We start from the raw sequence: 21,500 nt of genomic DNA, 5'->3' as shown, positions 1-21,500 counted from the left end.
GCACCGGGCACAGAGCCAAGTACGTCCAGTACGAGGCTCTGCGCCCGGCACGGCGAGAGCACGCACCTGACGCCGCCCGGCCGCCCTCCGGGCGACGACGGGAATTGTCAGACAGGCCCTAGTGCGCTTCTGGTGGAGCTTGGCATATTACTTCGTGGTGTACGCCAACTGTGGTACGGGTTTGGACGAATGCAGTATGCGGTCCGGACAGGCCGGCTGGACCGGTCGGACCGGTGTTCTCGCAGGCGGGGGCGGTGCGGTGGGTCGTGCCGGGCGGCCGTCCTGGCTGGGGCCGCGCCGGGCCCGTACGGGATGTGCTGTGTGCCGGCTGGGTGCGTGCCCGCGCGGTCCGGTCGTCGCGGGGCGGCGCTGAGCAGGCACGGGGCCCGTTTTTCCGCACGCACGGGGTACGGCCGGCGCCCGGGTGAGCGACGTCACGGGTGACGAGGGCCCTCTACGCCTCCCGTCGACCGGTTCTCAACGCCTCAGCAGCACCCGGCGCGTGGCGCGCACCAGCCGGGCCGCCGACCGTTGCGAGAGCGGCACCGGGCCCGAACGCTCCAGCCACCAGTCGCTCAGCGCGCGCCGCACGGCCGGGTCCAGCAACCGCCCCTCGAACAGCAGGTGCTCGGCGAAGTCCAACGCGTCCCGCCGGTAGCCGTCGGTCATCGGGTGGCCGTGCGCGTACGCCAGGAACGCCTTCCGGTACGTCCCGGCCAGGATCTCCGGCAACTCCGGAGCGACCTTGGCCACGACATCGGCCCGCTTGCCGGCCAGCGCACGGGCCTGCACGGCCAGCCGGGTCCGGTCGAACCCCTCGGGCACGGGCGTCCCGGCGACGAGCGCGGACAGCAGGGCGGTCTGCGCGAGGGCGAGCCGCTGCCGGGCGGGGCCGGTGTCCGTCCGGGCCTCCTCGGGCGCCACGACGGCCGCCGGGCTGCCGCCGGCCGCCTTCGCGGGTGCGGCGGACTTCCGGGGCGCGGCGGACTTCTCGACCGTTTCGCGGATCGCGAGCAGTTCGCGTTCCAGCTCGGCCGGTTCGGGGAAGTTCTCGTCGCGTTCGAGGAGCACGCCCGGCGGGCGGACGCGGGAGGCCAGGTCGGCGAGCACGTCGAGGACGGCCGGGGGCACGGCGTGCGCGTGGCTGTCGTGCCAGACGCCGTCCCGTTCGAAACCGCCGGCGACATGGACGTACGCGATGGCCTCCACGGGCAGCTCGTCGAGCGCCCCGGCCGGGTCCTCGCCGCGGTTGACGTGGTTGGTGTGGAGGTTGGCCACGTCGATGAGCAGGCGTACGCCGGTGCGGTCGACCAGGTCGTACAGGAACTGGCCCTCGGTCATCTCCTCGCCGGGCCAGCAGATCAGCGCGGCGATGTTCTCGACCGCGAGCGGCACGGGCAGCGCGTCCTGGGCGATCCGGATGTTCTCGCACAGGACGTCGAGGGCGTCCCGGGTGCGGGGCACGGGCAGCAGATGTCCGGCCTCCAGCAGCGGCGAGGCGGTCAGCGCCCCGCCCGCCCGGACGAACGCGATGTGCTCGGTGACGAGCGGGGAGCCGAGGGCCTCGGCGCGGGCCGCCAGGTCGGCGAGCTTCCCCTCGGCGGGGCGCTCGGCGCCGCCGAGCCCGAGCGACACCCCGTGCGGGACCACGGTCACACCGCGCTCCCGCAGCCGCACCAGCGATTCGGGGAGATGCCCGGGGCAGATGTTCTCGGCGACGGCCTCGACCCAGTCGATGCCGGGCATGCGCTCCACGGCCTCGGCGATCTCCGGCCGCCACCCGATTCCCGTACCCAGGTTCCTCATCGTCCCCCTCCTCCACTCCGTCACCACGACTTCACCAGGACCTTGCGCGTCTCCTTCGACGGACCTGTGTTCCGGCGTGACGGGGTGATGGCCCCGTCAGACGGGGCCGAACCCATCGGCGGGGACGTTCAGAGCAACATTTGAGGTTCCGGCCGTCACTACGACGAGGGAGTGGCGTCCGGGTCCTCGGGGTCGGGACGGTTGGTGTTGACCGTGCCCGGGGCCCCGGGGGAGGGCCGTGACGTGGTGTTGATGTCACCGGTCGCCTCGGCGGGCGGTGCCGAACTGGGCACCACTCCGGGGACGGGTGCCGCCGGACCGGACGGGCTGGCCGTCGCTCCGACCACCGAGTCGTTCGCGATCGCCTCGAAGTCGACGGCGCCGGTCTTCTCCAGCACCGTGATGTGGTCGAGCACGGTCTGGTTGGCGTCCGAGGCGAGCTGGCGCACCAGCGTGTTGCGCGTCTGGTTCCGTACCGCGCCGATCGCCGGGAAGATCTTGCCGTGCGCGGAGCGCAGGAGGTTCGCCCACACCTTGGGGTAGTCCGCGTCGCTCGCGTTGGTCATCTGCTGCAGCCAGCCCTGCTGCTGCTCGTTCGGCTGGTTCGGCAGTTCGACGCCGAGTTCCCGCGCGATCCCCCGTACCCGCTTGTCGAGGTCGGTGTGGCCGACGATCAGGTGGTCGGCGGCCTCCTTCATCGCGGGACTGGGATTGCGTTCGAGGGCCTGCTGCCCGGCGGGCAGCTCCCACAGACCCGCCAGCCGCACCCGGACGATGAGGTCGCGGTCGGTGGCGGTCAGCGGACCCCACTTCGTCTGCACGGTCCCGGCGGCGAGGTTCGCCGGACCCGTTCCGGCGCGGTCGGCGTACGACCACACGGGGAACGCGAGCGCGCCGAGCGTTCCGACGAGTGCCACGATGACGAGGGCCGTACCGTTGATACGCCGCACAGGTGCCTCCGGATTTTTACCAACTGGTCGTTGGGAATCTGTACTTGGCCAGCGCCAGAAGATACGTGCGGGACGGCGGACATGTTCAATGGTTCGTGTCTGCTGTGTCACAGACCTCACACGGCTGCGCCACAGTCCCGTGCCGCGCCCGTGCCGGGCGGCAGCCCCCTACCGCCGGTCGAGGCGCAGGGCCGGGTGGTCGGCGACCACTGTGGACGAACCCGGGGCGATCTCCGTGAAGCCGGCGTCGCGGACCAGCGGCAGGCCGCTCGTGACGAGGCGTTCCCATCGCTCGGGGGCGGCCGTGCGGACGGCGAGCGGGAAGCCGGCCTCGCGCCAGGCCGTGCGGTCCTCGTCGGACAGCTCCCACCAGGCCAGCTGGGCGCCGTGGCCCGCCTGGGCCATCGCCTTGCCCGCCGACATGTCCAGGTCCGGGCTCAGCCACAGCACGGGAGTGGCCGTGTCGGTGTCCGCGGGCGGCGCCGGGTCGTCGAGGTCCGTGCCGGAGACCTGGAGGCGGGCCAGGTCCTTGGGCCAGCCGTCGAGCGGGACCGGGGGGAAGACCCGGACCTCGGCGGACTTGCCGGTGACCGTGACGCCGGGCAGGGCCTCCGCGCGGCGCCACTCCGCGCCGCGGGCCCGGCGGACGACCTTGCGGATGCGGGCGTCCTGCCAGTCGTGGACGGCCTGCGCCCACTCGCCCTCGCCGAGCGAGCGCTCGTCGCTGAGGAGGACCAGGACGGCGCGGGCGGCGGTCTCCAGGGCGTCCGTGCGGGCGGGGGGTTCGTTGCGTTCGATACGGGCGACCAGGGGCAGTACGAACTGCGGTGCGTCGTCTCGGGCGGTGCGTTCGTCCTGGAAGGGGTTGTGCGTTGTTCCGTCGCTGCTCACGTGCACCAGTCTGCCAGCCGGGGGGTGGGGGTGTCGGGGGTGGTGACGTGCGGGTCCGTCGGGGCTGGTCGCGCCGTTCCCCGCGCCCCTAAAAGACTGCGCAGTTCCCCGCGCCCCCAAAGGCAAAAGATTGCGCCGTTCCCCGCGCCCCTTTTTAGGGGCGCGGGGAACGGCGCAGTCCTTTACGCCGCGTCCAGGCGGGACAGTTCCTCCGGGGACAGGGACAGGCTCGCCGCGGCGACGGAGTCGCGGATCGTCTCCGGGCGGGAGGACCCCGGGATCGGGATCGTCACCGGCGCCTTCGCGAGGATCCACGCCAGGCACACCTGCTGTGGACTCACCCCGTGCGCATCCCCCACCTCCGCGAACACGGCGTAACGCGACCCCAGTTCACCCGCCTTCGAGATCCCGCCCAGCGGACTCCACGGCAGGAACGCGATGCCGAGTTCCGCGCACAGCTCCAGCTCCGGCTCGCTGGAGCGGAAGGCCGGCGAGAACTGGTTCTGCACGCTCACCAGCCGCCCGCCGAGAATCTCGTTCGCCAGCCGGATCCGGTCGGGGTCCGCGTTCGAGACACCCGCGAACCGGATCTTCCCCGCGTCCAGCAGATCGCGGATCGCGCCGACCGACTCCGCGTAGGGGACCTTCGGGTCCGGCCGGTGGAACTGGTAGAGCCCGATGGCCTCGACACCCAGCCGTTCGAGCGAGGCGTCGCACGCCTTCTTCAGGTACTCCGGCGAGCCGTTCAGCGTCCATGACCCGTCGCCCGGACGCAGATGGCCGCCCTTCGTCGCGATCAGCACGTCCGAGGTGTCGCCGCCGTAGGAGGCCACCGCGCGGGCGATCAGCGACTCGTTGTGCCCGACCTCGTCCGCGTCCCGGTGGTAGGCGTCCGCGGTGTCGAAGAGCGTGACACCCTCGTCCAGCGCCGCGTGCACGGCCGCGACCGAACGCGCTTCGTCCGGGCGCCCCTCGATGGACATCGGCATCCCGCCCAGACCGATCGCTCCGACCCGGACGTCACCGATGGTGCGTGTCTGCATGGAGGCTCCTCCTGGGGAATCATTCGGTACGTCCAAGGGTCCACCGTGACGTTTTTGCCGTCCAACAACAGAATGCGATCGCTTTGAGAGCCCCGGGCGATGAATCGCGTTCCGGTCTCAGGCGTCCGGCCGGATCAGCTCCGACACCTTCACGAAGCGGTAGCCGCGCTTGCGCAGCTCGGGAACGATCGTGCGCAGGGCCTCCTCCGTCGCCGGAGCCGCGCTGCGCGTGCAGTGCATGACGACCACCGAACCGGGCCGTACGCCGTCCAGCACCTGCCGCGCCACCGCCCCCGCGTCCGTCGCGAACGCGTCCCCGCTCACCACGTCCCACTGCACGGCCGTCACACCTGTGCCGCTCAGCGCCTTGAGCGCCCGCTTGTCGTAACAGCCGCCAGGGAAGCGGAAGTACGGCATCGGATGCTCGATCCCCGCCGTGCGGAACGCGGTGAACGCCCGCTCCACGTCCGCCCGCATCCCCGACGCGGGAACGGTCGGCAGCCCGTAGCAGTCCTCGGTGAAGGCGTGATGGCTGTAGGAGTGGTTCGCGACCTCGAAGAGCGGATCGCGCCCGATGGCCCGCGCCTGCCGGGGGTACTCCTCGGCCCACCGCCCCGTCATGAACACGGTCGCCGACACCTTCAGCCGGCGCAGGGTTCCGATCAGCCGCGGGTTGTCGAAGCGCTCCCCGGCGGCGGCCCGTGGCCCCTGGTCGGCCGTCATGTCGGCGTCGAAGGTCAGGGCGACCGTCCTGTCGCGCGCCCCGGCCGCCTTCATGAAGACGGGGGTCAGTCCGCCCGGGCCCGGGGCGAGCGTCGGCGGCAGGGAGGGCGCACTGGCGGCGGGTGCGGGGAGCGTGGCGGCGCGGGGGGCGTCGGGAGCGCCGCACGCCGTGAGGGCGACCGCGCCCGCGGTCGTCAGCACGCAGGCGGCGGTGGCCCTCTTCAGGAACAGGAAGGTGTTCACGCGGGCGACATTAACCGCATGAATGGGAAAAACCGGTTATATGACCATCAAGTGTTGCCCGGCTCAACCCAGCCCAGCCCAGCCCAGCCCAACTCAGCGCAGCCCGGCTCAGCCCTCCTCCTGCAGCCGCTTCCGGCACTCCTCCACATCGAAGTCCGGCTGCGGATACTGCGGGTCCAGCGCCGTCAGGTGCTCCAGCAGCAGCCGGCTGATCGCCCAGTTCCGGTACCACTTGCGGTCGGCGGGGATCAGATACCAGGGCGCGGTGTCCGTGGAGCAGCGTTCGAGGGCGATCTCGTACGCCTCCTGGTAGGCGGGCCACAGGGCCCGGTCGTCGATGTCCGACGGGCTGAACTTCCAGTGCTTGTCCGGGTTGGCGAGCCGGCGCAGCAGCCGCAGGCGCTGTTCCTCGAACGAGACGTGCAGGAAGCACTTCACGACGGTCGTGCCGTCGTCGGCGAGGGCCCGCTCGAAGTCGTTGATCCGGTCGTACCGGGACTCGATCTCGGTGCGCGGGGCCAGCTCCCGGACGCGGCCGACGAGGACGTCCTCGTAGTAGGAACGGTCGAAGATGCCCAGCTCGCCGTGGTGGGGGAGCTGCCTCCTGATCCGCCAGAGGAAGTCGTGCTCCAGTTCCTCGGGGGTCGGCGCCTTGAAGCCGCGGACCCGGCAGCCGACGGGGTTGAAGAGCCCGATGACGTGTTTGACCGTGCCGCCCTTGCCGCTGGTGTCCATGCCCTGGAGGACCAGGAGGACCCGGCGGTGGTCACCGGCGGTGCTCGCCGCCCAGAGGCGTTCCTGCAGTCCGGCGAGGGGTTCCGCCATCCGGGTGATGGCGGCGAGGCCGTCGGACTTGGACCGGGGCGCCGTCGCCCCGCCGGGGGTCGCCGAGGCGTCGTACGAGGAGAGGGAGATCCGTTCGCCGACCGGCAGGCGCAGTGCGTCGCGGACGGCGACGGCGCTCTCCCCGGCCCGGTGTGCCCCGGCCCCGCCGTCCTTCGTGTCCCGCCCGGCCTCCCCGGACCCGCTGTCCTTCGTGCCCTTCCTGCCCTTGCTGTCCTTCTTGGCCATCGCGCATCCCTTCGGGGCGGTTCTCTCGATCCTGCGCCGCGGGGGCGGGGGCCGCTACCCGCGGCGCACCCGCCCCCGGACCCGGCGACCGTCACGGCCGCCGGGTGCCCCGCTCGGCGCAGGTCACTACCTGCTCCAGGGCCCCGTCACCGCGAACGTCGTCCCCGGCGTGTAGCAGTTCACGTACATCGTCCGGCCGTCCGGCGCGAAGGTGACGCCCGCGAACTCGCCCCACTCCGGAGCGTCCGGCGTGCCGATGTTCTGCCGGTTGCGGGCCATCGGGTACACCTCGCCGCGCCGGGTCACGCCGTACACGTGCTGCGCGCCGCCGCCGTCCTCGCAGACCATCAGGCCGCCGCTGGGGGCGAGGCAGATGTTGTCGGGGGACTCGCCGGGCAGCTGTACGTCGGTGTCGGGACCGAAGACGATCACCAGTGTGAGCCGGCGGGCACCGGGGTCGTACCGCCAGATCTGGCCGTAGTGGTCGGCCGCGGAGCCCTCGCTGCTGTGCGCGAAGGAGGACACGAAGTAGACGGACGAGCCGCCCCAGTAGCAGCCCTCCAGCTTCTGCGCGTGGGTGATGCCCCTGGGGCCGAAGTCCTGGTCGCGGATGGGGGTCTCGGTGGCCAGCGGGTCCGGTACGTCGACCCACTCGATGCGGTCGAAGCTCGCCCCCGTCTCCTGGATCGAGGAGAGGTCCGGGACACCCGGTACGCGCATGGCCTGGAGACGGCCGCCCGCGCGGAGCGAACCGAGGCCGCCCTCGGGCTTGTTGGGCAGGAAGCGGTAGAAGAGGCCGAAGGGCTTGAGGAAGGCGTCCTCGGTCTCGTAGACGACGCCCCGCTTCGGGTCGACGGCGATCGCCTCGTGCTGGAAGCGGCCCATCGCCGTCAGCGGTACCGCCCCGGTGCGGTGGGGGTCCACCGGGTCGACCTCGAAGATGAAACCGTGGTCCTTGGTGTAGCCGTTCGTGCCGGCCCTGTCCTCGGTCTCCTCGCAGGTCAGCCAGGTACCCCAAGGGGTGTGCCCACCCGCGCAGTTGACGGCCGTACCGGCGATCGCGACCCGCTCGCCGACCACGTTGCCGCGCTGGTCGAGGGTCAGGGCCGTACAGCCGCCCTTGCCCATCGGGTCGTAGGTGAGGCCGTCGACGGTGGGGACGCCGATCTTGCCGGTGACGCGGTTCTCGTGGTTGCGGACCAGGTGGACACGGCCGTGTCTGCCGCCGAAGGCGGACATGCCGTCGTGGTTGCTCGGCACCCGGCCCTCGCCGGAGCGCAGTTCGTCGCCCTCGCGGGACAGCACCCGGTAACGGAAACCTTTCGGCAGGTCCAGCAGACCGTCCGGGTCGGGGAGCAGGGGGCCGTATCCGGAGTGGCCCAGTGCGGCGGCCGTACCCGTGAAGAGTTCCGAGACGGCACCGGTGAAGGCGATGCCCACTCCCAGGGCTCCGGAGCGGGCCAGCACTTCGCGTCGTGTTGCGGACATGGGGCAACCTTCCTGTTGGCGGACAGGAGTACGTGACCCGCTTGTGTGTATCACGTGGTCACGATCACGTGAACCACGCGCGTAGCGTGGCGTTCTCACGGGCCGTCGGACGACCCGGACAGCCCGAAGGGCCCGGTGCGGGACTCGTGGGGAGTCCCGCACCGGACCCCGGGGCGAACGGTTCCGGTGCCTATGGAGCCGGAGTGGTGACCTTCACCGGCTCGGTGCCCTTCTCGCTGTGCCGCTGCGACCAGTTCTCCAGTGCCGTCCGGCACGCGTGGTCCAGGTGGTGCAGCCCGGACAGGTCCACCGTCACCGGACGGTCCTTCGGCAGCGCCTCCAAGTCGTCCAGTATCTTCGGCAGCCGCAGGAAGGTGGCGTTGCCCGACAGGTACGCCTGTACCGGCCCCGCCCCCTTGTCTATGACCTCCAGCTTGATGTGCGAGGCCTCCCAGGCGGTCTTGGCGACGGCGAGCGCGAGCCCGATCAGCACGCCCTCGAACATGTTCACCGCGACGATCGACACGGCCGTGACCACCAGGATCAGTGCCTCGCCCCGGTGCCCGCGCCACAGCGCCACGATCGAACGCAGCGGGATCAGCTTCCAGCCCGCGTGCACCAGGATGCCCGCGAGCGCGGGCAGCGGGATGTAGGCGAGCACGGACGGCAGCAGCGCCGCGAACAGCAGCAGCCACACCCCGTGCAGCACCCGGGACGCCTTCGTACGGGCGCCCGCGGCCACGTTCGCCGAGCTGCGCACGATCACCGCGGTCATCGGCAGCGCGCCGAGCAGCCCGCAGACCGTGTTGCCCGCGCCCTGCGCCATCAGTTCCTTGTCGTACTCGGTGCGCGGCCCGTCGTGCAGCCGGTCCACGGCGGCGGCGCTGAACAGCGACTCCGCCGACGCGATCAGCACGAACGCCAGGATCGTGCCGAGCACGCCCACGCTCGCCAGCCCGCCGACGGCTTCGAGCCCCGGCAGCTGGATGGAGTCGAGCAGTCCCCGTACCTCCACCGTCGCCACCGGCAGGTCGAACGCCAGGGTCGCGAGCGTGGCGAGCGCCACCGCGGCCAGCGCCCCCGGCACCGTACGGACCTTCGCCGGCAGGTGCTTCCAGAGCACGAGTACGGCGACGGTGGCGGCGCCGAGCCCGAAGGACGTCAGCGCGGTGGTGGATCCGGCGGAGTCGGCGACCAGCCCCGGCAGCCCGGCGAGCTTGTCGAGACCCGAGGCAGGGGCCTCGGCGCCGGCCACCGAGTAGAGCTGGCCCGCGATCAGGACCAGGCCGATGCCCGCCAGCATGCCTTCCACGACGGCCACCGAGATGGCCCGGAAGTAGCGCCCCAACTTCATGGCGCCCATGGCGAGTTGGATGAGACCGGTGGCCAGCACGATGACACCGAGCACGGCCAGTCCGTACGCGCGCACCGCTTCGAAGACCAGCACGGTCAGACCCGCGGCCGGGCCCGAGACCTGCAGGCTGCTGCCGGGCAGGAACCCGGTGACCAGACCGCCCACGATGCCGGTGATCAGGCCGAGTTCGGCGGGCACGCCCGACGCCACGGCCACGCCCACGCACAGGGGCAGGGCCACCAGGAAGACGACGAGTGAGGCGGCGAAGTCCTGCCGCAGGAAGGGGAATCGAGGGTGCCGGCCCGGGTCCGTCCCGCCGTCGGTCGCGGGGGTGCCCGTCGCGGCGCTCACAGTGCCTCGAAGGAGTCGGAGCGGACGTCGTGCGCGAGGACGGACCCGGTGTGGACCTCGTAGAACCAGCCGTGCAGGCGCAGTTGACCGTCCGTCAGCCGCCGTTCCACGCACGGGTACGAGCGCAGTCGCAGGAGTTGGGTCAGGACGTGGTTCTGCACGGCCTCGGTGACGGTCGGGTCCTCGACCGCGCCGTCGGGGCGTGGGGTCGAGTGCGCGAGCCAGTCGCGGACGGCGGGTGCGGCGGTCAGGTCGTCGCCGCGTACCAGCGCGCCGACGGCGCCGCAGTGGGAGTGGCCGCAGACGACGACGTCCGTCACCCCGAGCACCTCCACCGCGTACTCGACGGTGGCGGCCTCGCTGGTGGGGTGCGAAGAGGTGTGCGGGGGGACGATGTTGCCTGCCGTGCGCAGTTCGAAGAGTTCACCGGGCCGGGCTCCGGTGATCAGGGCCGGGACGACCCGCGAGTCGGAGCAGGTGATGAACAGGACCTGCGGGGACTGGCCTTCGGCGAGTCGGGCGAACTCCTCCGGGCGGTCCGCGGACTGCTTGCGGAAGGAGCGTGCGTGATCGATGAGGGGCTGCATGTGTCAGTTCCTCCTGGCGCGCGTGAGGGCGCGTCGGTGTACAAAAACGGAGCGCATGCGGGTACGGCGACATGACCCCACGTCGACGCGCTCGGCGGACGTGGCGTGGTGAGGGGTGGGTCAGGTCGGAGTCGCTTCGTTCCCGGTGTTCAGGTCTGAGCCGGTGCTCTCAGCAGCGGAAGACCTGGAGCGCCGCCGAGGAGTGGCCCGCCGAGGATCTCGTCGTACGGTGGTGCGCCGCGGTGGCCGCGGTGTGCGACGGGTCCTCGTGGACGACCGCGACGTCCTTGCAGAGCAGGAGGCGCGCGGCGGCGGGAGCGACGTGGTCCGCGACCCGGATCCGGTCGCGGGTGCGCAGGGGACCGGTCGGTCCGTGCGAGTGCGAGGTGTCGCCACAGGTGACGAACTCGGCCGTGGCTTCGGGGCCGTCCCCGAGTCCGGCGAGCCGGGGTGTGTGCGCGGATGCGAACGCGGGTGCGAACGCTGTGGTGGTGGCGGAGAGCTGCAGGGCCAGCAGGACGGCGGCGAGAACGGCGAACAGTGTCCGGACCGTCGTACCTCGTCGCATGGGCCCCCTCTCGGCCGGTTCTCGGATCAGGTATTCCCTTGCTGACACGAACGTTAACGCGGGAAGTTGTTTGCTGGGTTAACTTAACGTTTCACCCTGAAGAGAGCCTGAAGAGGGCCGAAGAGCGTCGGTGGCAGGCCGGAAATCGCCGAGCGGCGGGCAGTTCTCCGAGCGGCGGGCAGGGACGGGCGACGGGCAGGTACGAGTGACGGGCATGGGGCGGGCGACGGGACGATCAGTCCTGTACGAGTCCCTTGGCGTCCCGCGCCAGTGCCGTGAGCCGGGAGATCGCGCGGAAGTACTTCTTGCGGTAGCCGCCGTTCAGCATCTCCTCGCTGAACAGCCGGTCGAACGGCATCCCCGAGGCGAGTACCGGCACCTCGCGGTCGTACAGCCGGTCGGCGAGGACCACGAGCCGCAGCGCGGTGGACTGGTCCGGAACCGGCTGGACGTCCGTGAGGCAGACCACCGCGATCCCGTCCGTCAGCGCGCCGTACCGGCTGGGGTGCACCCGGGCCAAGTGGTCGAGCAGATGCGGGAAGTCGTCGAGCGAGGCGCCCGGCGTCGCGTACGCGGCCTTCGTGACCTGCTCGTCCGCGTACGGGGCCGGGGCCTCGGGCAGTCCGCGGTGGCGGTAGTCGTCGCCGTCGATGCGCAGCGACCTGAAGTGGGCGGACAGGCCCTGGATCTCGCGCAGGAAGTCGACCGAGGCGAACCGGCCTTCGCCGAGCTTGCCCGGCAGCGTGTTGGAGGTCGCGGCGAGCGCCACCCCCGCCTCGACCAGCCGGGCGAGCAGGCTGGACACGAGGACGGTGTCACCGGGGTCGTCCAGCTCGAACTCGTCGATGCAGAGCAGCCGGTGGCCGCTCAGCGTACGGACGGTCTGCTGGAAACCGAGGGCGCCGACCAGGTTCGTCAGCTCCACGAACGTGCCGAAGGCCTTGAGTGCGGGCTCCGCCGGGGTCGCGTGCCAGAGGGAGGCGAGCAGGTGGGTCTTGCCGACGCCGTAACCGCCGTCGAGGTAGACGCCGCGGGGGCCCGCCGGGGCCTTCGCGGGCTTCCTGCCGAAGCCGAGCCCGAGGAAGCCGCGCTTGCCCGCGTCGGCCGGTGCACCGCCGAGACCCGCGGCGAAATCGGCCAGGACGCGCACGGCCTCGGTCTGGCTCGGCTGGTTCGGATCCGGGATGTACGTGTCGAAGCGGACCGAGTCGAAGCGCGGCGGCGGCACCATCTCGGCGACCAGCCGGTCGGCGGGGACGCGCGGCTCGCGGGCGCACAGGGACGACGGGGTCGCGTCGGCCATCGGGCCGAATCCGGAGGCGGTGGTGGAGGTTGACACGGTTCCCCAGTCTACGTCTCGTGCCAGACTGCACGACATGCGACGCCTGTTCCCTGTGACCGACGAGACAGCAGCCCCGGCCTCGGACGGGGTACCGGGTACACCGGGCACGACGACCGCGGCCCGGGAATGGGGACTCGATGAACTGGCCGACGCGTACGCCTATGCGGTGGACGTCGCGGGACCCGGGTCGGGTGTCATGGGACCCGGTGGGGGATCCGCGGGGCCCGGGTCGTGGCTGCGGGCCAACATGGTCTCCACGCTCGACGGGGCCGCTCAGCACGACGGGCGTTCGCAGCCGATCTCCAGCGCCGCCGACATGCGGATCTTCGGCACGCTGCGCGGACTCGCGGACGTCGTGATCGTCGGTGCGGAAACGGTACGGCAGGAGGGTTACCGGCCCGCGCGGGCCCGCGACGACTTCGCCGCGCGCCGGGCCGCGGCGGGACAGGGCCCGGCGCCCGCGATCGCCGTGGTGAGCGCGAGCCTCGACCTGGACTTCTCGCTTCCGCTCTTCACCTCGCCGCTGCTTCCCACGCTGGTGCTCACGGGGGCCGCGGCGGCGCCCGACCGGATCGCCGCGGCCGAGAAGGCCGGCGCGCGGGTCGTCATCGCGGGCGACGGCGCGGGGGTGGACCCCGCGCGGGCCGTCCGGGCGCTCGCCGACCTGGGCCTGTACCGGCTCCTGACGGAGGGCGGGCCCCGGCTGCTCGGCCAGCTGATCGCGGCCGGTGTCCTCGACGAGCTGTGTCTGACGGTGTCCCCGATGCTCACCGCCGGGAACGCCCAGCGGATCGCCGGCGGCCCGTCCGTCGCGGTGCCGAGCCGGTTCGAACTGACGTCCTTGCTGGAGGAGGACGGGTTTCTCTTCAGTCGTTACCGCCGGACCTGATCAAGGAACCGGGCCCGGACAAAGTAGTGGAATCGGCTGTTCCGGTTAGCTTTCGCCGGGCACACTGAAAATCGCAGTCCCCGTGCGGTCACGGGGCAGGATGGTTTCCGCAGGGGTCTACGAACGGCCCACGGACGAGAAGGGCGTTTGTCGTGTTCACGAGCGTATTGATGATCGAGAAGGCCCTCACCTCCGCGGACGTGGAATTCGTCACGACCTTGCACGGGGAGGAGGGCGTGGACTTCCACGTACTGCTCCAGCCCCGCGGCGACCAGGCGGACCGGCTCCTGCGCGCGATCGACGACGTGGCGCTCGGCGAGCTGGACGAGGCGGCCCGCGAGAACGAGACGCCCGAGGGTGCGGAGGCGGTCGGGCAGGGGCAGCGGGCCCTGGAGGTGTCGCTGGTGGCGCTGCGGGCCACCGGCAGTGCGGCGCAGGGGCGGCTGATCGAGGCGCATCCGCTGGACGCGTTGAAGGCGCTCGTCGACGAGGTGGGGGCGGACGAGGTCATCGTGCTGACCGATCCGCACTATGTGGAGGAGTTCTTCCACCGGGACTGGGCGTCTCGGGCGCGGCACAAGGTGGGGGTGCCGGTGTTGAAGCTGTTCTCGCACAGCAAGGTGTGAGTTCGGCTGCGGCTGGCTCGCGCTCCTGGACGCGCGGGTTCGGTGGGGGTTGCTCGCGCCGTTCCCCGCGCCCCTGAAAAACCGTGTTCGTCTGCGGGACGGTGGGGGCGGGCCCAAACGATTGCGCAGTTCCCCGCGCCCCTTGGGGAGGGGCTTTGCCCCGTCCCGCTCAGGGGCGCGGGGAACTGCGCGACCGGCCCCCACCTCGCGTGGGTGTAGCGAATAGGGTGGGGGCGCTCATCGTCACAGCCGCATCCTGGGAGAAACACGTATGGCACCCGGCCTTCCTACCGCCATGGATCGACCGCACTTCATCGGCATCGGCGGAGCCGGGATGTCGGGGATCGCGAAGATCCTCGCGCAGCGCGGGGCCGCGGTGGCGGGCAGCGACGCGAAGGACTCCGCGACCGCCGAGGCACTGCGCGCGCTGGGCGCCACCGTCCACCTCGGACACGCCGCGGACCACCTCGCGGCGGACGCCACCTGCGTGGTCGTCTCCTCGGCGATCCGCGCGGACAACCCGGAGCTGGCCCGCGCCGCCGAACTGGGCATCCCGGTCGTCCACCGCTCGGACGCCCTCGCCCGCCTGATGGACGGCCTGCGCCCCATCGCCGTGGCCGGTACGCACGGCAAGACGACCACGACGTCGATGCTGGCGGTCTCCCTGTCGACGCTGGGCCTGACCCCGTCGTACGCGATCGGCGGCGACCTCGACGTCCCCGGCTCCAACGCCCTGCACGGCGACGGCGAGATCTTCGTCGCCGAGGCGGATGAATCGGACCGCAGCTTCCACAAGTACGCGCCCGAGGTGGCGATCGTGCTGAACGTGGAACTGGACCACCACGCCAACTACGCGTCCATGGACGAGATCTACGAGTCCTTCGAGACGTTCGCCGGCAAGATCGTGCCGGGCGGGACCCTGGTGATCGCCGCCGACCAGGAGGGCGCGCGCGAGCTGACCCGACGGCTGCCGGACGCCGTCAGGGACACCATCGAGGTGGTCACCTACGGAGAGTCCGAGGACGCCGACGTACGCGTGCTGTCCGTGGTCCCGCAGGGCCTGAAGAGCGAGGTGACCGTCGAGCTGAACGGCTCCACGCTCACCTTCACCGTCTCGGTGCCCGGCCGCCACTACGCGCACAACGCGGTGGCGGCGCTGGCGGCGGGCGTGGCCCTGGGCATCCCCGCGGCCGAGCTGGCCCCCGCCCTCGCCTCGTACACGGGTGTGAAGCGGCGCCTGCAGCTCAAGGGCGAGGAGGCGGGCGTGCAGGTCATCGACTCGTACGCGCACCACCCGACGGAGATGACCGCGGACCTGGAGGCGATGCGGGCGGCGGCGGGCGACTCGCGCATCCTGGTCGTCTTCCAGCCCCACCTCTTCTCGCGCACCCAGGAACTGGGCAAGGAGATGGGCCAGGCCCTCTCCCTCGCGGACGCCTCGCTGGTCCTGGACATCTACCCGGCCCGCGAGGACCCGATCCCGGGCGTGACGAGCGAGCTGATCATCGACGCGGCGTGGGCGGCGGGCGCGGACGTGACGCCCGTGCACGACATGTCACAGGTACCCGCGGTGGTGGCGGGAATGGCGAAGCCCGGTGATCTCGTTCTCACCATGGGCGCGGGAGACGTGACGGACCTCGGACCCGAGATCCTGACCCGCCTGTCGAAGTAGCGGTACCTGAGTAGAGGGGTTGAGCTTTCATGTCGTACGACATCGAGAAGCCGGACGAGCAGTGGCGTGCGGAGCTGAGCCCGGCCGAGTACACCGTCCTGCGCCAGGCCGGCACGGAGCCGGCGTTCCGCGGTGAGTACACCGACACCAAGACGACGGGCGTCTACTCCTGTCGGGCGTGCGGAGCCGAGCTCTTCACCTCCACGGAGAAGTTCGAGTCGCACTGCGGCTGGCCGTCCTTCTACGACCCGAAGGACTCCGACGCGGTCGAGCTGATCGAGGACCGCTCCCACGGGATGTCGCGGACCGAGGTCCGCTGCTCCCGCTGCGGATCGCACCTCGGGCACGTCTTCGAGGGCGAGGGCTACGCGACGCCGACCGACCAGCGGTACTGCATCAACTCGATCTCGCTGAAGCTGACGCCGGCCGAGGGCTGACGAGGGCCCACGAGGCTCATTCGTCGAGCCTCGTGGCCAGCCGTTCCTGAAGGCGGGCGTGCCGGAACTCGTACAGGGCGCCCGCCTGCCGGAGTACTCCTCTGCGGTGGGCGTCTTCGAGGAACCGCATCAGCCGCCACGGCAACCGTCCCGTACCGCACAGCCACAACCGGGTGACGAGCAGCCAGCCCCAGGCGCTCAGGGCGATGGCGAGGGGGGCTGTGATCAGCCAGATCATGAACGAGGACGCGGCGAACGTAGTCTCCGGCCACAACCGCACCGCAAGGGCCGTGCTGAGGAAGCCGATCACCACGAGAAGGACACCGCGGCTGACAGCGGTCGCCCGGTCCGCGTGCAGACCGTCCAGTGGGGTGCCGGCCCGGGCGATGTCGGTGGGGCTGACCAGCCAGCGGTGGAGAGCGGCCGTCAGCCCGCTGATCAGGCCGAGGGAGAACGCGAGGATGACTCCCTCGTTCACGTTCCGGACCAGGAGCCGCTCGGGGGTACTCAGTTCCAGCCATCGGCGGCTGGCCGGCGGCAGTGTGTCCTCCAGGTCCCAGCTCTGCGCGAAGGTGCCGTCGGGCAGTTTCGCCAAGAGCTCTTCCTGACCCGGGTGTTGTCGCAGCTCGACCGGGTTGTCCAGGGTCTCGCAGACGCCGTCGCACCCTTGGGCGAACAAGGACATGGTCTCCGCGTACACACCCCCGTCGGTCCATCGCTCCACGGCCCAGCGGACGGGACCTGATGAGGACACCACGCGGGTGCCGTCCGCGAGCTTGCGGTGACGCCAGCCGTCGGCCACGAAAACTCTGCTGCCGTCGGCAGACGTGTGCCAGGAGCCGCCCGCGGGGGCGTCGTCCTGGGCCACGGAGGCCCGGGCGGCAAGCGTGGTGCCGTTGGTGACGCCGAACGCCAGCCCAAGCAGGAATCCCGCGGTCAGTCCCTTGACCAGGCCGCGCCCCACCGCGGTGAGCACCGAACCGCGCGGGCCGGCCCGACGGCCGGCGGCGGTCTGCCGTGGGGTGAGAACTCGGCCGACCGTTCCCGGGTTCTGCCGGAGCGCCAGGGCCACGACCAGTCCCAAGGACGCGCCGCAGACCACCCTGATGCGGATGGGGGCAAACAGTGCGGTGGGCACGAGGGCGCCGAACGCCGTGGCCGCCGCCACGACCAGCACCGCCAGACCGCGCCGGCGCCATGAGTGCGCGCCCCTTCCGGCCGAGAGCGGAATGGTGGTGGGGACCGGCTTTCCCAGCAGATCGAGCACCCCTAGAGCGGTGGCCACAGCGAGGCCCCCAGTCATGGCGAGGGCGCAGGCTCCCGCCCACTCCCATCGTTGGAGGAGAGCGGGATAGGGACTCAGACCGAGGTCCCTGGTCATGCCCACCACGAGTCCGAGCGGTATCGCCCCCACCAGTACCCAGACGAGTTCACGGGGTACGCGTCCACGCCGGGCTGTCGTGGGTCCGTCCGGTCCGTGGCCGCGTGTGCGATCGCTGTCGCCCCGCAGGGACAGTGCCTGTCCGACGCAGAGAGGAGTCAGCAACCCGGCGGTGATGAGGACCGTCCAGCCAGGCTGTGCTTCTGTCGTCAGCAGGATGATCGCCGCGGCGAGGGCTCCGACGACCAGCACGGGCCCCATCGTCCGCAGGGGCAAAGGCAGTTCGCGGCGCAGTTCCCACCAGGCGAGTTCGCGTGATCCCTGTCGCTCCAGGTGGCGGGCCAGGAAGCCGAGGGTGTCGAGCGCCGTGTCCACCCGGCCGCCTTCGTCCCGGAAGGCCGCCGGTACGAAGGCGTCCAGCAGATGCGCCTCCAGCTGCGCTTCCCGTTGCGCCCGGTCGTCCCACCTGCCGTCGTCGAGCAGCTCGGCCGGGTCCGCGTCGGTGTCGTCGTACGCGGTCCTCGCGAGGGTCACCATCAGCGGCGTGCGCAGTACGGCTCGTAACGCCGCGCAGGGGTGGGCGTCGGGCTCGGCGCGCAGGCGGTCGATCACCGGGTGCCAGGCGGTGGTGCGGGTGCCGCCGGGGCCGCGGACGGGACGGGCGGTACGCAGCAGATGGGCCGCCGCCGTCTCGAAGCCGAGGGGCTGCAGCTCCACGACGGCCGCCGAGGTGAAGACGTCACTGGATCGCACGACGTCGGCGTACACGGCCGAGCGGCAGGTCATGAGCAGTGGACGGCCGTCGTCGAGGTCCGTGTTCAGCCGGCGTACGGCCGCGGTGCGCAGCGGAGGGGCCATCTCGTCGAGCCCGTCGAGTACGGGGATCACCCGGCCGGCGTCGAGGAGTTCACGGGCCCAGGACGCACCGGGGTAGTGGCCGGCGATGTACCGCGCCAGCCAGGTGTCGAGGCTCTCGCTCTGCGGGCGCCAGTCCGACATCGACACCACCACGGGCACGGGCGCCCCCGCGTCCCGTGACGCGAGGACGTCCAGTGTGAACCGGACCGCGAGTACGGTCTTGCCGCTGCCCGGCTCGCCCAGGACGACGAGTCGCCGCGACGCCACGCGGTCCAGCGCGGCGGCGATGTTCTCCAGGCGGTCGTCCGGGGGTTCGGGTCCGTCCGTGCCGGGCTCCCGCGGATCGGCCAGCCAGGGTTCCGCGGAGGACCAGTGCACCGCGATGGGCTCCGGGTCCTGCAGGCGTCGCAGCCGCCACTCGGACTGCCACTGCTGTTCGACCGCCGCGGCCAGTTGCTCGACGCGAGCGCCCAGGACCTCGGCGGGTGAAGGGCGTCGTCCGCCGTCGGTGGAGGTGCGCACCAGATTCAGGGCGAGCCCCGTCGCGGCGATCCCGAATCCGAGGACGGTGGTCAGGATCGTGGTGTCGCCGAGTTCCCCGTTGACGACGGCGATGGCGAGCACCGCCGATGTCGCCACGAACGCGCCGCCCCACACCACGTACCGCACATGCCGCATAGCGCTCCCCCTCGCGCCTGCCAGTGCCTGTTCGGAGAATACGCCCGGGTGGCGCGGCGGGGCCCCGTCCGGCGGGGGTCGTACCGGGCCCGCCCCCGGGGATCAGGCCCGGGGGCGGGCGGTCCGTGTCGGACGCCGACGGTTCGTCAGACGTTGACGCCGAAGTCGGAGGCGATGCCGGAGAGCCCGGAGGCGTATCCCTGGCCGACCGCGCGGAACTTCCACTCGGTGCCGTGGCGGTACAGCTCGCCGAAGACCATCGCCGTCTCGGTGGCGGCGTCCTCGGACAGGTCGTAGCGTGCGATCTCGGCGCCGCCCGCCTGGTTGACGACGCGGATGAAGGCGCCCCGGACCTGGCCGAAGCTCTGGCCGCGGGCATGGGCGTCGTGGATGGAGACCGGGAAGACGATCCGGTCGACCTCGGCCGGTACGGTCGCGAGGTTCACCTTGACGGACTCGTCGTCGCCCTCGCCCTCACCGGTGAGGTTGTCACCGGTGTGCTCGACCGAGCCGTCCGGGCTCGTGAGGTTGTTGTAGAAGACGAAGTGCTGGTCGGACAGGACCTTGCCGGAAGCGTTGAGCAGCAGGGCCGAGGCGTCGAGGTCGTAGTCGGCGCCGGTCGTGGTCCGTACGTCCCAGCCGAGGCCGATGAGCACGGCGGTCAGGCCGGGCGCCTCCTTGCTGAGCGAGACATTGCCGCCTTTGGCCAGGGAAACTCCCACTGCGTACTCCTTCTCGATGTGTGCTCGATGCGTGAGGGACGGGGACCCGTCCGGGACCCCGGTATAAAATCTACAACACTGTAGAAAAAGGGGAAGAGGCGGCGCCTTCGTCACCACTTCGGCGGGCCGTACGGCCGTGAAGGGTGGGGCCGGAGGGGCACGGAGGCCCCTCCGGGGCGGGTGGGGTACGGTCCGGCCGCCCGGCGCCGACGCGTGGACGTCAGGGGCCCGACCGCCTTGCCTCGACGCGTGGGCGTCAGGGTCGGTTGACCCGCCTCGACCCCTGGACGTCAGGGTCGGCCGCCCTGCTTCGACGCGTAGGCCCCGTGGTCGGTCGCCCTGCCTCGGCGCATGAGCGGTCATGGGTGGTCGTCCCGCCTCGGCGCATGGGCGTCATGCGTGGTCGTTCGGCGTCGATACGATGGGCCACCCGTGTTTCGGAGTCGGCGGAAGGGAGACAGGGCGTGACGGACCAGCGGCAGCGTCCCCCGCGGCGGGGACAGGGCGAGCTGGAGGCCCAGATCCTGGCGGCTCTGCGCGCCGCGGACGGGCCCGCGACGGCGGGCTGGGTGCAGGAGCGGCTGGGTGGCGACCTCGCCTACACGACCGTCATCACGATCCTGACCCGGCTGCTGGCGAAGGGAGCGGTGACGCGTGAGCGCGTCGGCCGGTCCTTCGCGTGGACCCCGGCGTCGGACGAGGCAGGTCTGGCCGCCCGCCGGATGCGCCGGGTCCTCGACGGCGAACGGAACCGGGAAGCCGTACTCGCGAGCTTCGTGACGTCCCTGGAGCCGAACGACGAGCGACTGCTGCGTGAACTGCTGGCCCACCCCGAGGCGGAGAGGGAAGACTGAAGCCTCATGGGGGTGTTCGTCTTTCTGCCGCTGGTCCTGCCGTTGACGGCATGGCCGATCGCCCGGCTCGCCGAGCTGCGGCTGTATCCGCGGACCGCCACTCGCCTGCTGACCGGCCTCGCCGTGGTCATGGCGGTGTGCAGCACGGTCTGCCTGGGGCTGCTGATGGTGGTGGGCACGGCCCAGCTGCCCGGCAACCCGCTGCCCGACGGCTGGTCCGATCCCGAGGTGCGCGAGGCCGTGCCGTACGACGAGATCGCCGGGAAGCTGGCGATCCCGGCGCTCCTCGCGGTGCTGCTGGTCTGCGGGCGCACGCTGTGGCGGCACCAGCGGGTCCGCCGGCGCGCCCACCTGGCGCTCGCCGACCTGCCCGGCACCGAGGTGGCGGTCCTGCCCGACGAGGTGCCGTACGCGTACGCCCTCCCCGGCGGGCGGCGGGACCGGGTGGTGGTGACCACCGCGCTCCTCTCCTGTCTCGAACCGTCCGAGCGGCGCGCCCTGTTCGCCCACGAGCGCGCCCACCTCGCCGCCCATCACCACAGGTTCCTGCTCGCCGCCCAACTGGCCGCGCGCGCCAACCCGTTCCTGCGCCCGCTGTGCACCGCCGTGTCCTACACGGCGGAACGGTGGGCCGACGAGGAGGCCGCTCAGGTCGTCGGCAGCCGCCGGGCCGTGGCCTGCGCGATCGGCAAGGCCGCCCTGGTCTCCCGCGGCACCCCGGTGCCCACGCTCGCGGGCCTCGCCGCGCCGGGCCCGGTGCCGCGCCGGGTCGCCGCGCTGCTCGGCCCCGCGCCCGTGCCGCGCACCTGGCCGTCGGTGTTCACCTCGGTGGGCCTCGCCGCCTGGGGTGCGGCGGCCGGGACCGCGGTGTCCGCGCTGTCCTCCGCGAACTCCGCGGTGACGATGGTTCTCATCCTGCACGCGGCGACACCGCTGTGAGCGGGGGCCGGGCGGCCGGTCGGCGGG

Annotated in this window: 19 protein-coding genes; 6 read left to right on the top strand and 13 right to left on the bottom strand. The window is 71.8% G+C overall.

All coding sequences use genetic code 11. The annotated features are described in order from the left end of the window. Positions 1-477: 477 nt before the first annotated feature. From ACZ60E_RS15955 to zapE, 11 genes are all read right to left on the bottom strand, one after another. Positions 478-1,806, bottom strand: coding sequence for an MbnB/TglH/ChrH family RiPP precursor modification enzyme (locus ACZ60E_RS15955; RefSeq protein WP_469440928.1), 1,329 nt, complete (start codon positions 1,804-1,806; stop codon positions 478-480). A 158-nt stretch (positions 1,807-1,964) separates the two neighbouring features. Then, complete coding sequence (locus ACZ60E_RS15950; protein WP_384810008.1) at positions 1,965-2,756, bottom strand: DUF4142 domain-containing protein; 792 nt, start codon at positions 2,754-2,756, stop codon at positions 1,965-1,967. A 168-nt stretch (positions 2,757-2,924) separates the two neighbouring features. After that, the gene (locus ACZ60E_RS15945; protein ID WP_469440926.1) at positions 2,925-3,647 is read right to left on the bottom strand and encodes a peptidyl-tRNA hydrolase; all 723 of its coding nucleotides are present in this window, start codon (positions 3,645-3,647) and stop codon (positions 2,925-2,927) included. Between the two features lie 182 nt (positions 3,648-3,829). Beyond that, positions 3,830-4,690: an aldo/keto reductase gene (locus ACZ60E_RS15940; RefSeq protein ID WP_384810004.1), complete on the bottom strand. Its 861-nt coding sequence runs from the start codon at positions 4,688-4,690 to the stop codon at positions 3,830-3,832. A 117-nt stretch (positions 4,691-4,807) separates the two neighbouring features. Continuing rightward, positions 4,808-5,656: a polysaccharide deacetylase family protein gene (locus tag ACZ60E_RS15935; protein WP_469440921.1), complete on the bottom strand. Its 849-nt coding sequence runs from the start codon at positions 5,654-5,656 to the stop codon at positions 4,808-4,810. 108 nt (positions 5,657-5,764) lie between these two features. Then, complete coding sequence (locus ACZ60E_RS15930) at positions 5,765-6,727, bottom strand: PPK2 family polyphosphate kinase (protein ID WP_469440920.1); 963 nt, start codon at positions 6,725-6,727, stop codon at positions 5,765-5,767. A 126-nt stretch (positions 6,728-6,853) separates the two neighbouring features. Then, complete coding sequence (locus ACZ60E_RS15925) at positions 6,854-8,215, bottom strand: PhoX family protein (RefSeq protein WP_469440918.1); 1,362 nt, start codon at positions 8,213-8,215, stop codon at positions 6,854-6,856. Positions 8,216-8,405: 190 nt separating this feature from the next. Continuing rightward, a complete protein-coding gene (locus ACZ60E_RS15920) occupies positions 8,406-9,920 on the bottom strand; it encodes a SulP family inorganic anion transporter (RefSeq protein ID WP_469440916.1) in 1,515 nt (504 codons plus the stop codon). Continuing rightward, positions 9,917-10,507: a carbonic anhydrase gene (locus ACZ60E_RS15915; RefSeq protein ID WP_469440915.1), complete on the bottom strand. Its 591-nt coding sequence runs from the start codon at positions 10,505-10,507 to the stop codon at positions 9,917-9,919. Before ACZ60E_RS15915 ends, ACZ60E_RS15920 begins: the two co-directional genes overlap by 4 nt. A 169-nt stretch (positions 10,508-10,676) precedes the next feature. Next, positions 10,677-11,075 (bottom strand): hypothetical protein, encoded by a 399-nt coding sequence (locus ACZ60E_RS15910; protein ID WP_469440913.1) that lies wholly within the window; start codon positions 11,073-11,075, stop codon positions 10,677-10,679. 235 nt (positions 11,076-11,310) lie between these two features. Beyond that, positions 11,311-12,414, bottom strand: a complete 1,104-nt coding sequence (gene zapE, locus ACZ60E_RS15905; RefSeq protein ID WP_469440911.1) for a cell division protein ZapE — start codon at positions 12,412-12,414, stop codon at positions 11,311-11,313. A gap of 37 nt (positions 12,415-12,451) precedes the next feature. Here zapE and ACZ60E_RS15900 point away from each other — a divergent pair, with 37 nt between their 5' ends. The 4 genes from ACZ60E_RS15900 to msrB all read left to right on the top strand — a co-directional run bounded on the left by ACZ60E_RS15900 (position 12,452) and on the right by msrB (position 16,041). Beyond that, a complete protein-coding gene (locus ACZ60E_RS15900; RefSeq protein WP_469440909.1) occupies positions 12,452-13,306 on the top strand; it encodes a pyrimidine reductase family protein in 855 nt (284 codons plus the stop codon). A 152-nt stretch (positions 13,307-13,458) separates the two neighbouring features. Beyond that, positions 13,459-13,932 (top strand): indole-3-glycerol phosphate synthase, encoded by a 474-nt coding sequence (locus ACZ60E_RS15895; RefSeq protein WP_453795141.1) that lies wholly within the window; start codon positions 13,459-13,461, stop codon positions 13,930-13,932. Positions 13,933-14,203: 271 nt separating this feature from the next. After that, positions 14,204-15,604 (top strand): UDP-N-acetylmuramate--L-alanine ligase, encoded by a 1,401-nt coding sequence (gene murC, locus ACZ60E_RS15890; RefSeq protein ID WP_385835785.1) that lies wholly within the window; start codon positions 14,204-14,206, stop codon positions 15,602-15,604. A 29-nt stretch (positions 15,605-15,633) separates the two neighbouring features. Continuing rightward, positions 15,634-16,041, top strand: coding sequence for a peptide-methionine (R)-S-oxide reductase MsrB (msrB, locus tag ACZ60E_RS15885; RefSeq protein WP_384809985.1), 408 nt, complete (start codon positions 15,634-15,636; stop codon positions 16,039-16,041). A gap of 16 nt (positions 16,042-16,057) precedes the next feature. Here the strand turns inward: msrB and ACZ60E_RS15880 are convergent, their stop codons facing one another. Next, positions 16,058-18,958, bottom strand: coding sequence for an NACHT domain-containing protein (locus tag ACZ60E_RS15880; RefSeq protein ID WP_469440907.1), 2,901 nt, complete (start codon positions 18,956-18,958; stop codon positions 16,058-16,060). A gap of 146 nt (positions 18,959-19,104) precedes the next feature. Beyond that, complete coding sequence (locus ACZ60E_RS15875) at positions 19,105-19,680, bottom strand: TerD family protein (RefSeq protein ID WP_384809983.1); 576 nt, start codon at positions 19,678-19,680, stop codon at positions 19,105-19,107. A 464-nt stretch (positions 19,681-20,144) separates the two neighbouring features. Here ACZ60E_RS15875 and ACZ60E_RS15870 point away from each other — a divergent pair, with 464 nt between their 5' ends. Beyond that, on the top strand, positions 20,145-20,534 hold the full coding sequence (locus ACZ60E_RS15870) for a BlaI/MecI/CopY family transcriptional regulator (protein WP_384809981.1): 390 nt from the start codon (positions 20,145-20,147) through the stop codon (positions 20,532-20,534). Between the two features lie 6 nt (positions 20,535-20,540). Then, the gene (locus ACZ60E_RS15865; RefSeq protein ID WP_384809979.1) at positions 20,541-21,473 is read left to right on the top strand and encodes a M56 family metallopeptidase; all 933 of its coding nucleotides are present in this window, start codon (positions 20,541-20,543) and stop codon (positions 21,471-21,473) included. Positions 21,474-21,500 lie beyond the last annotated feature (27 nt).

It is taken from the genome of Streptomyces sp. NPDC102514 (assembly GCF_055584525.1).
This window is presented reverse-complemented; position numbering and strand designations above follow the sequence as displayed.

Bases quoted from the DNA above. Each gene is read 5' to 3' on its own strand.
- ACZ60E_RS15955 (WP_469440928.1), bottom strand. From the start codon at position 1,806: ATGAGGAACCTGGGTACGGGAATCGGGTGGCGGCCGGAGATCGCCGAG.
- ACZ60E_RS15940 (WP_384810004.1), bottom strand. From the start codon at position 4,690: ATGCAGACACGCACCATCGGTGACGTCCGGGTCGGAGCGATCGGTCTG.
- ACZ60E_RS15930 (WP_469440920.1), bottom strand. From the start codon at position 6,727: ATGGCCAAGAAGGACAGCAAGGGCAGGAAGGGCACGAAGGACAGCGGG.
- ACZ60E_RS15925 (WP_469440918.1), bottom strand. From the start codon at position 8,215: ATGTCCGCAACACGACGCGAAGTGCTGGCCCGCTCCGGAGCCCTGGGA.
- ACZ60E_RS15915 (WP_469440915.1), bottom strand. From the start codon at position 10,507: ATGCAGCCCCTCATCGATCACGCACGCTCCTTCCGCAAGCAGTCCGCG.
- ACZ60E_RS15910 (WP_469440913.1), bottom strand. From the start codon at position 11,075: ATGCGACGAGGTACGACGGTCCGGACACTGTTCGCCGTTCTCGCCGCC.
- ACZ60E_RS15900 (WP_469440909.1), top strand. From the start codon at position 12,452: ATGCGACGCCTGTTCCCTGTGACCGACGAGACAGCAGCCCCGGCCTCG.
- murC (WP_385835785.1), top strand. From the start codon at position 14,204: ATGGCACCCGGCCTTCCTACCGCCATGGATCGACCGCACTTCATCGGC.
- msrB (WP_384809985.1), top strand. From the start codon at position 15,634: ATGTCGTACGACATCGAGAAGCCGGACGAGCAGTGGCGTGCGGAGCTG.
- ACZ60E_RS15880 (WP_469440907.1), bottom strand. From the start codon at position 18,958: ATGCGGCATGTGCGGTACGTGGTGTGGGGCGGCGCGTTCGTGGCGACA.
- ACZ60E_RS15865 (WP_384809979.1), top strand. From the start codon at position 20,541: ATGGGGGTGTTCGTCTTTCTGCCGCTGGTCCTGCCGTTGACGGCATGG.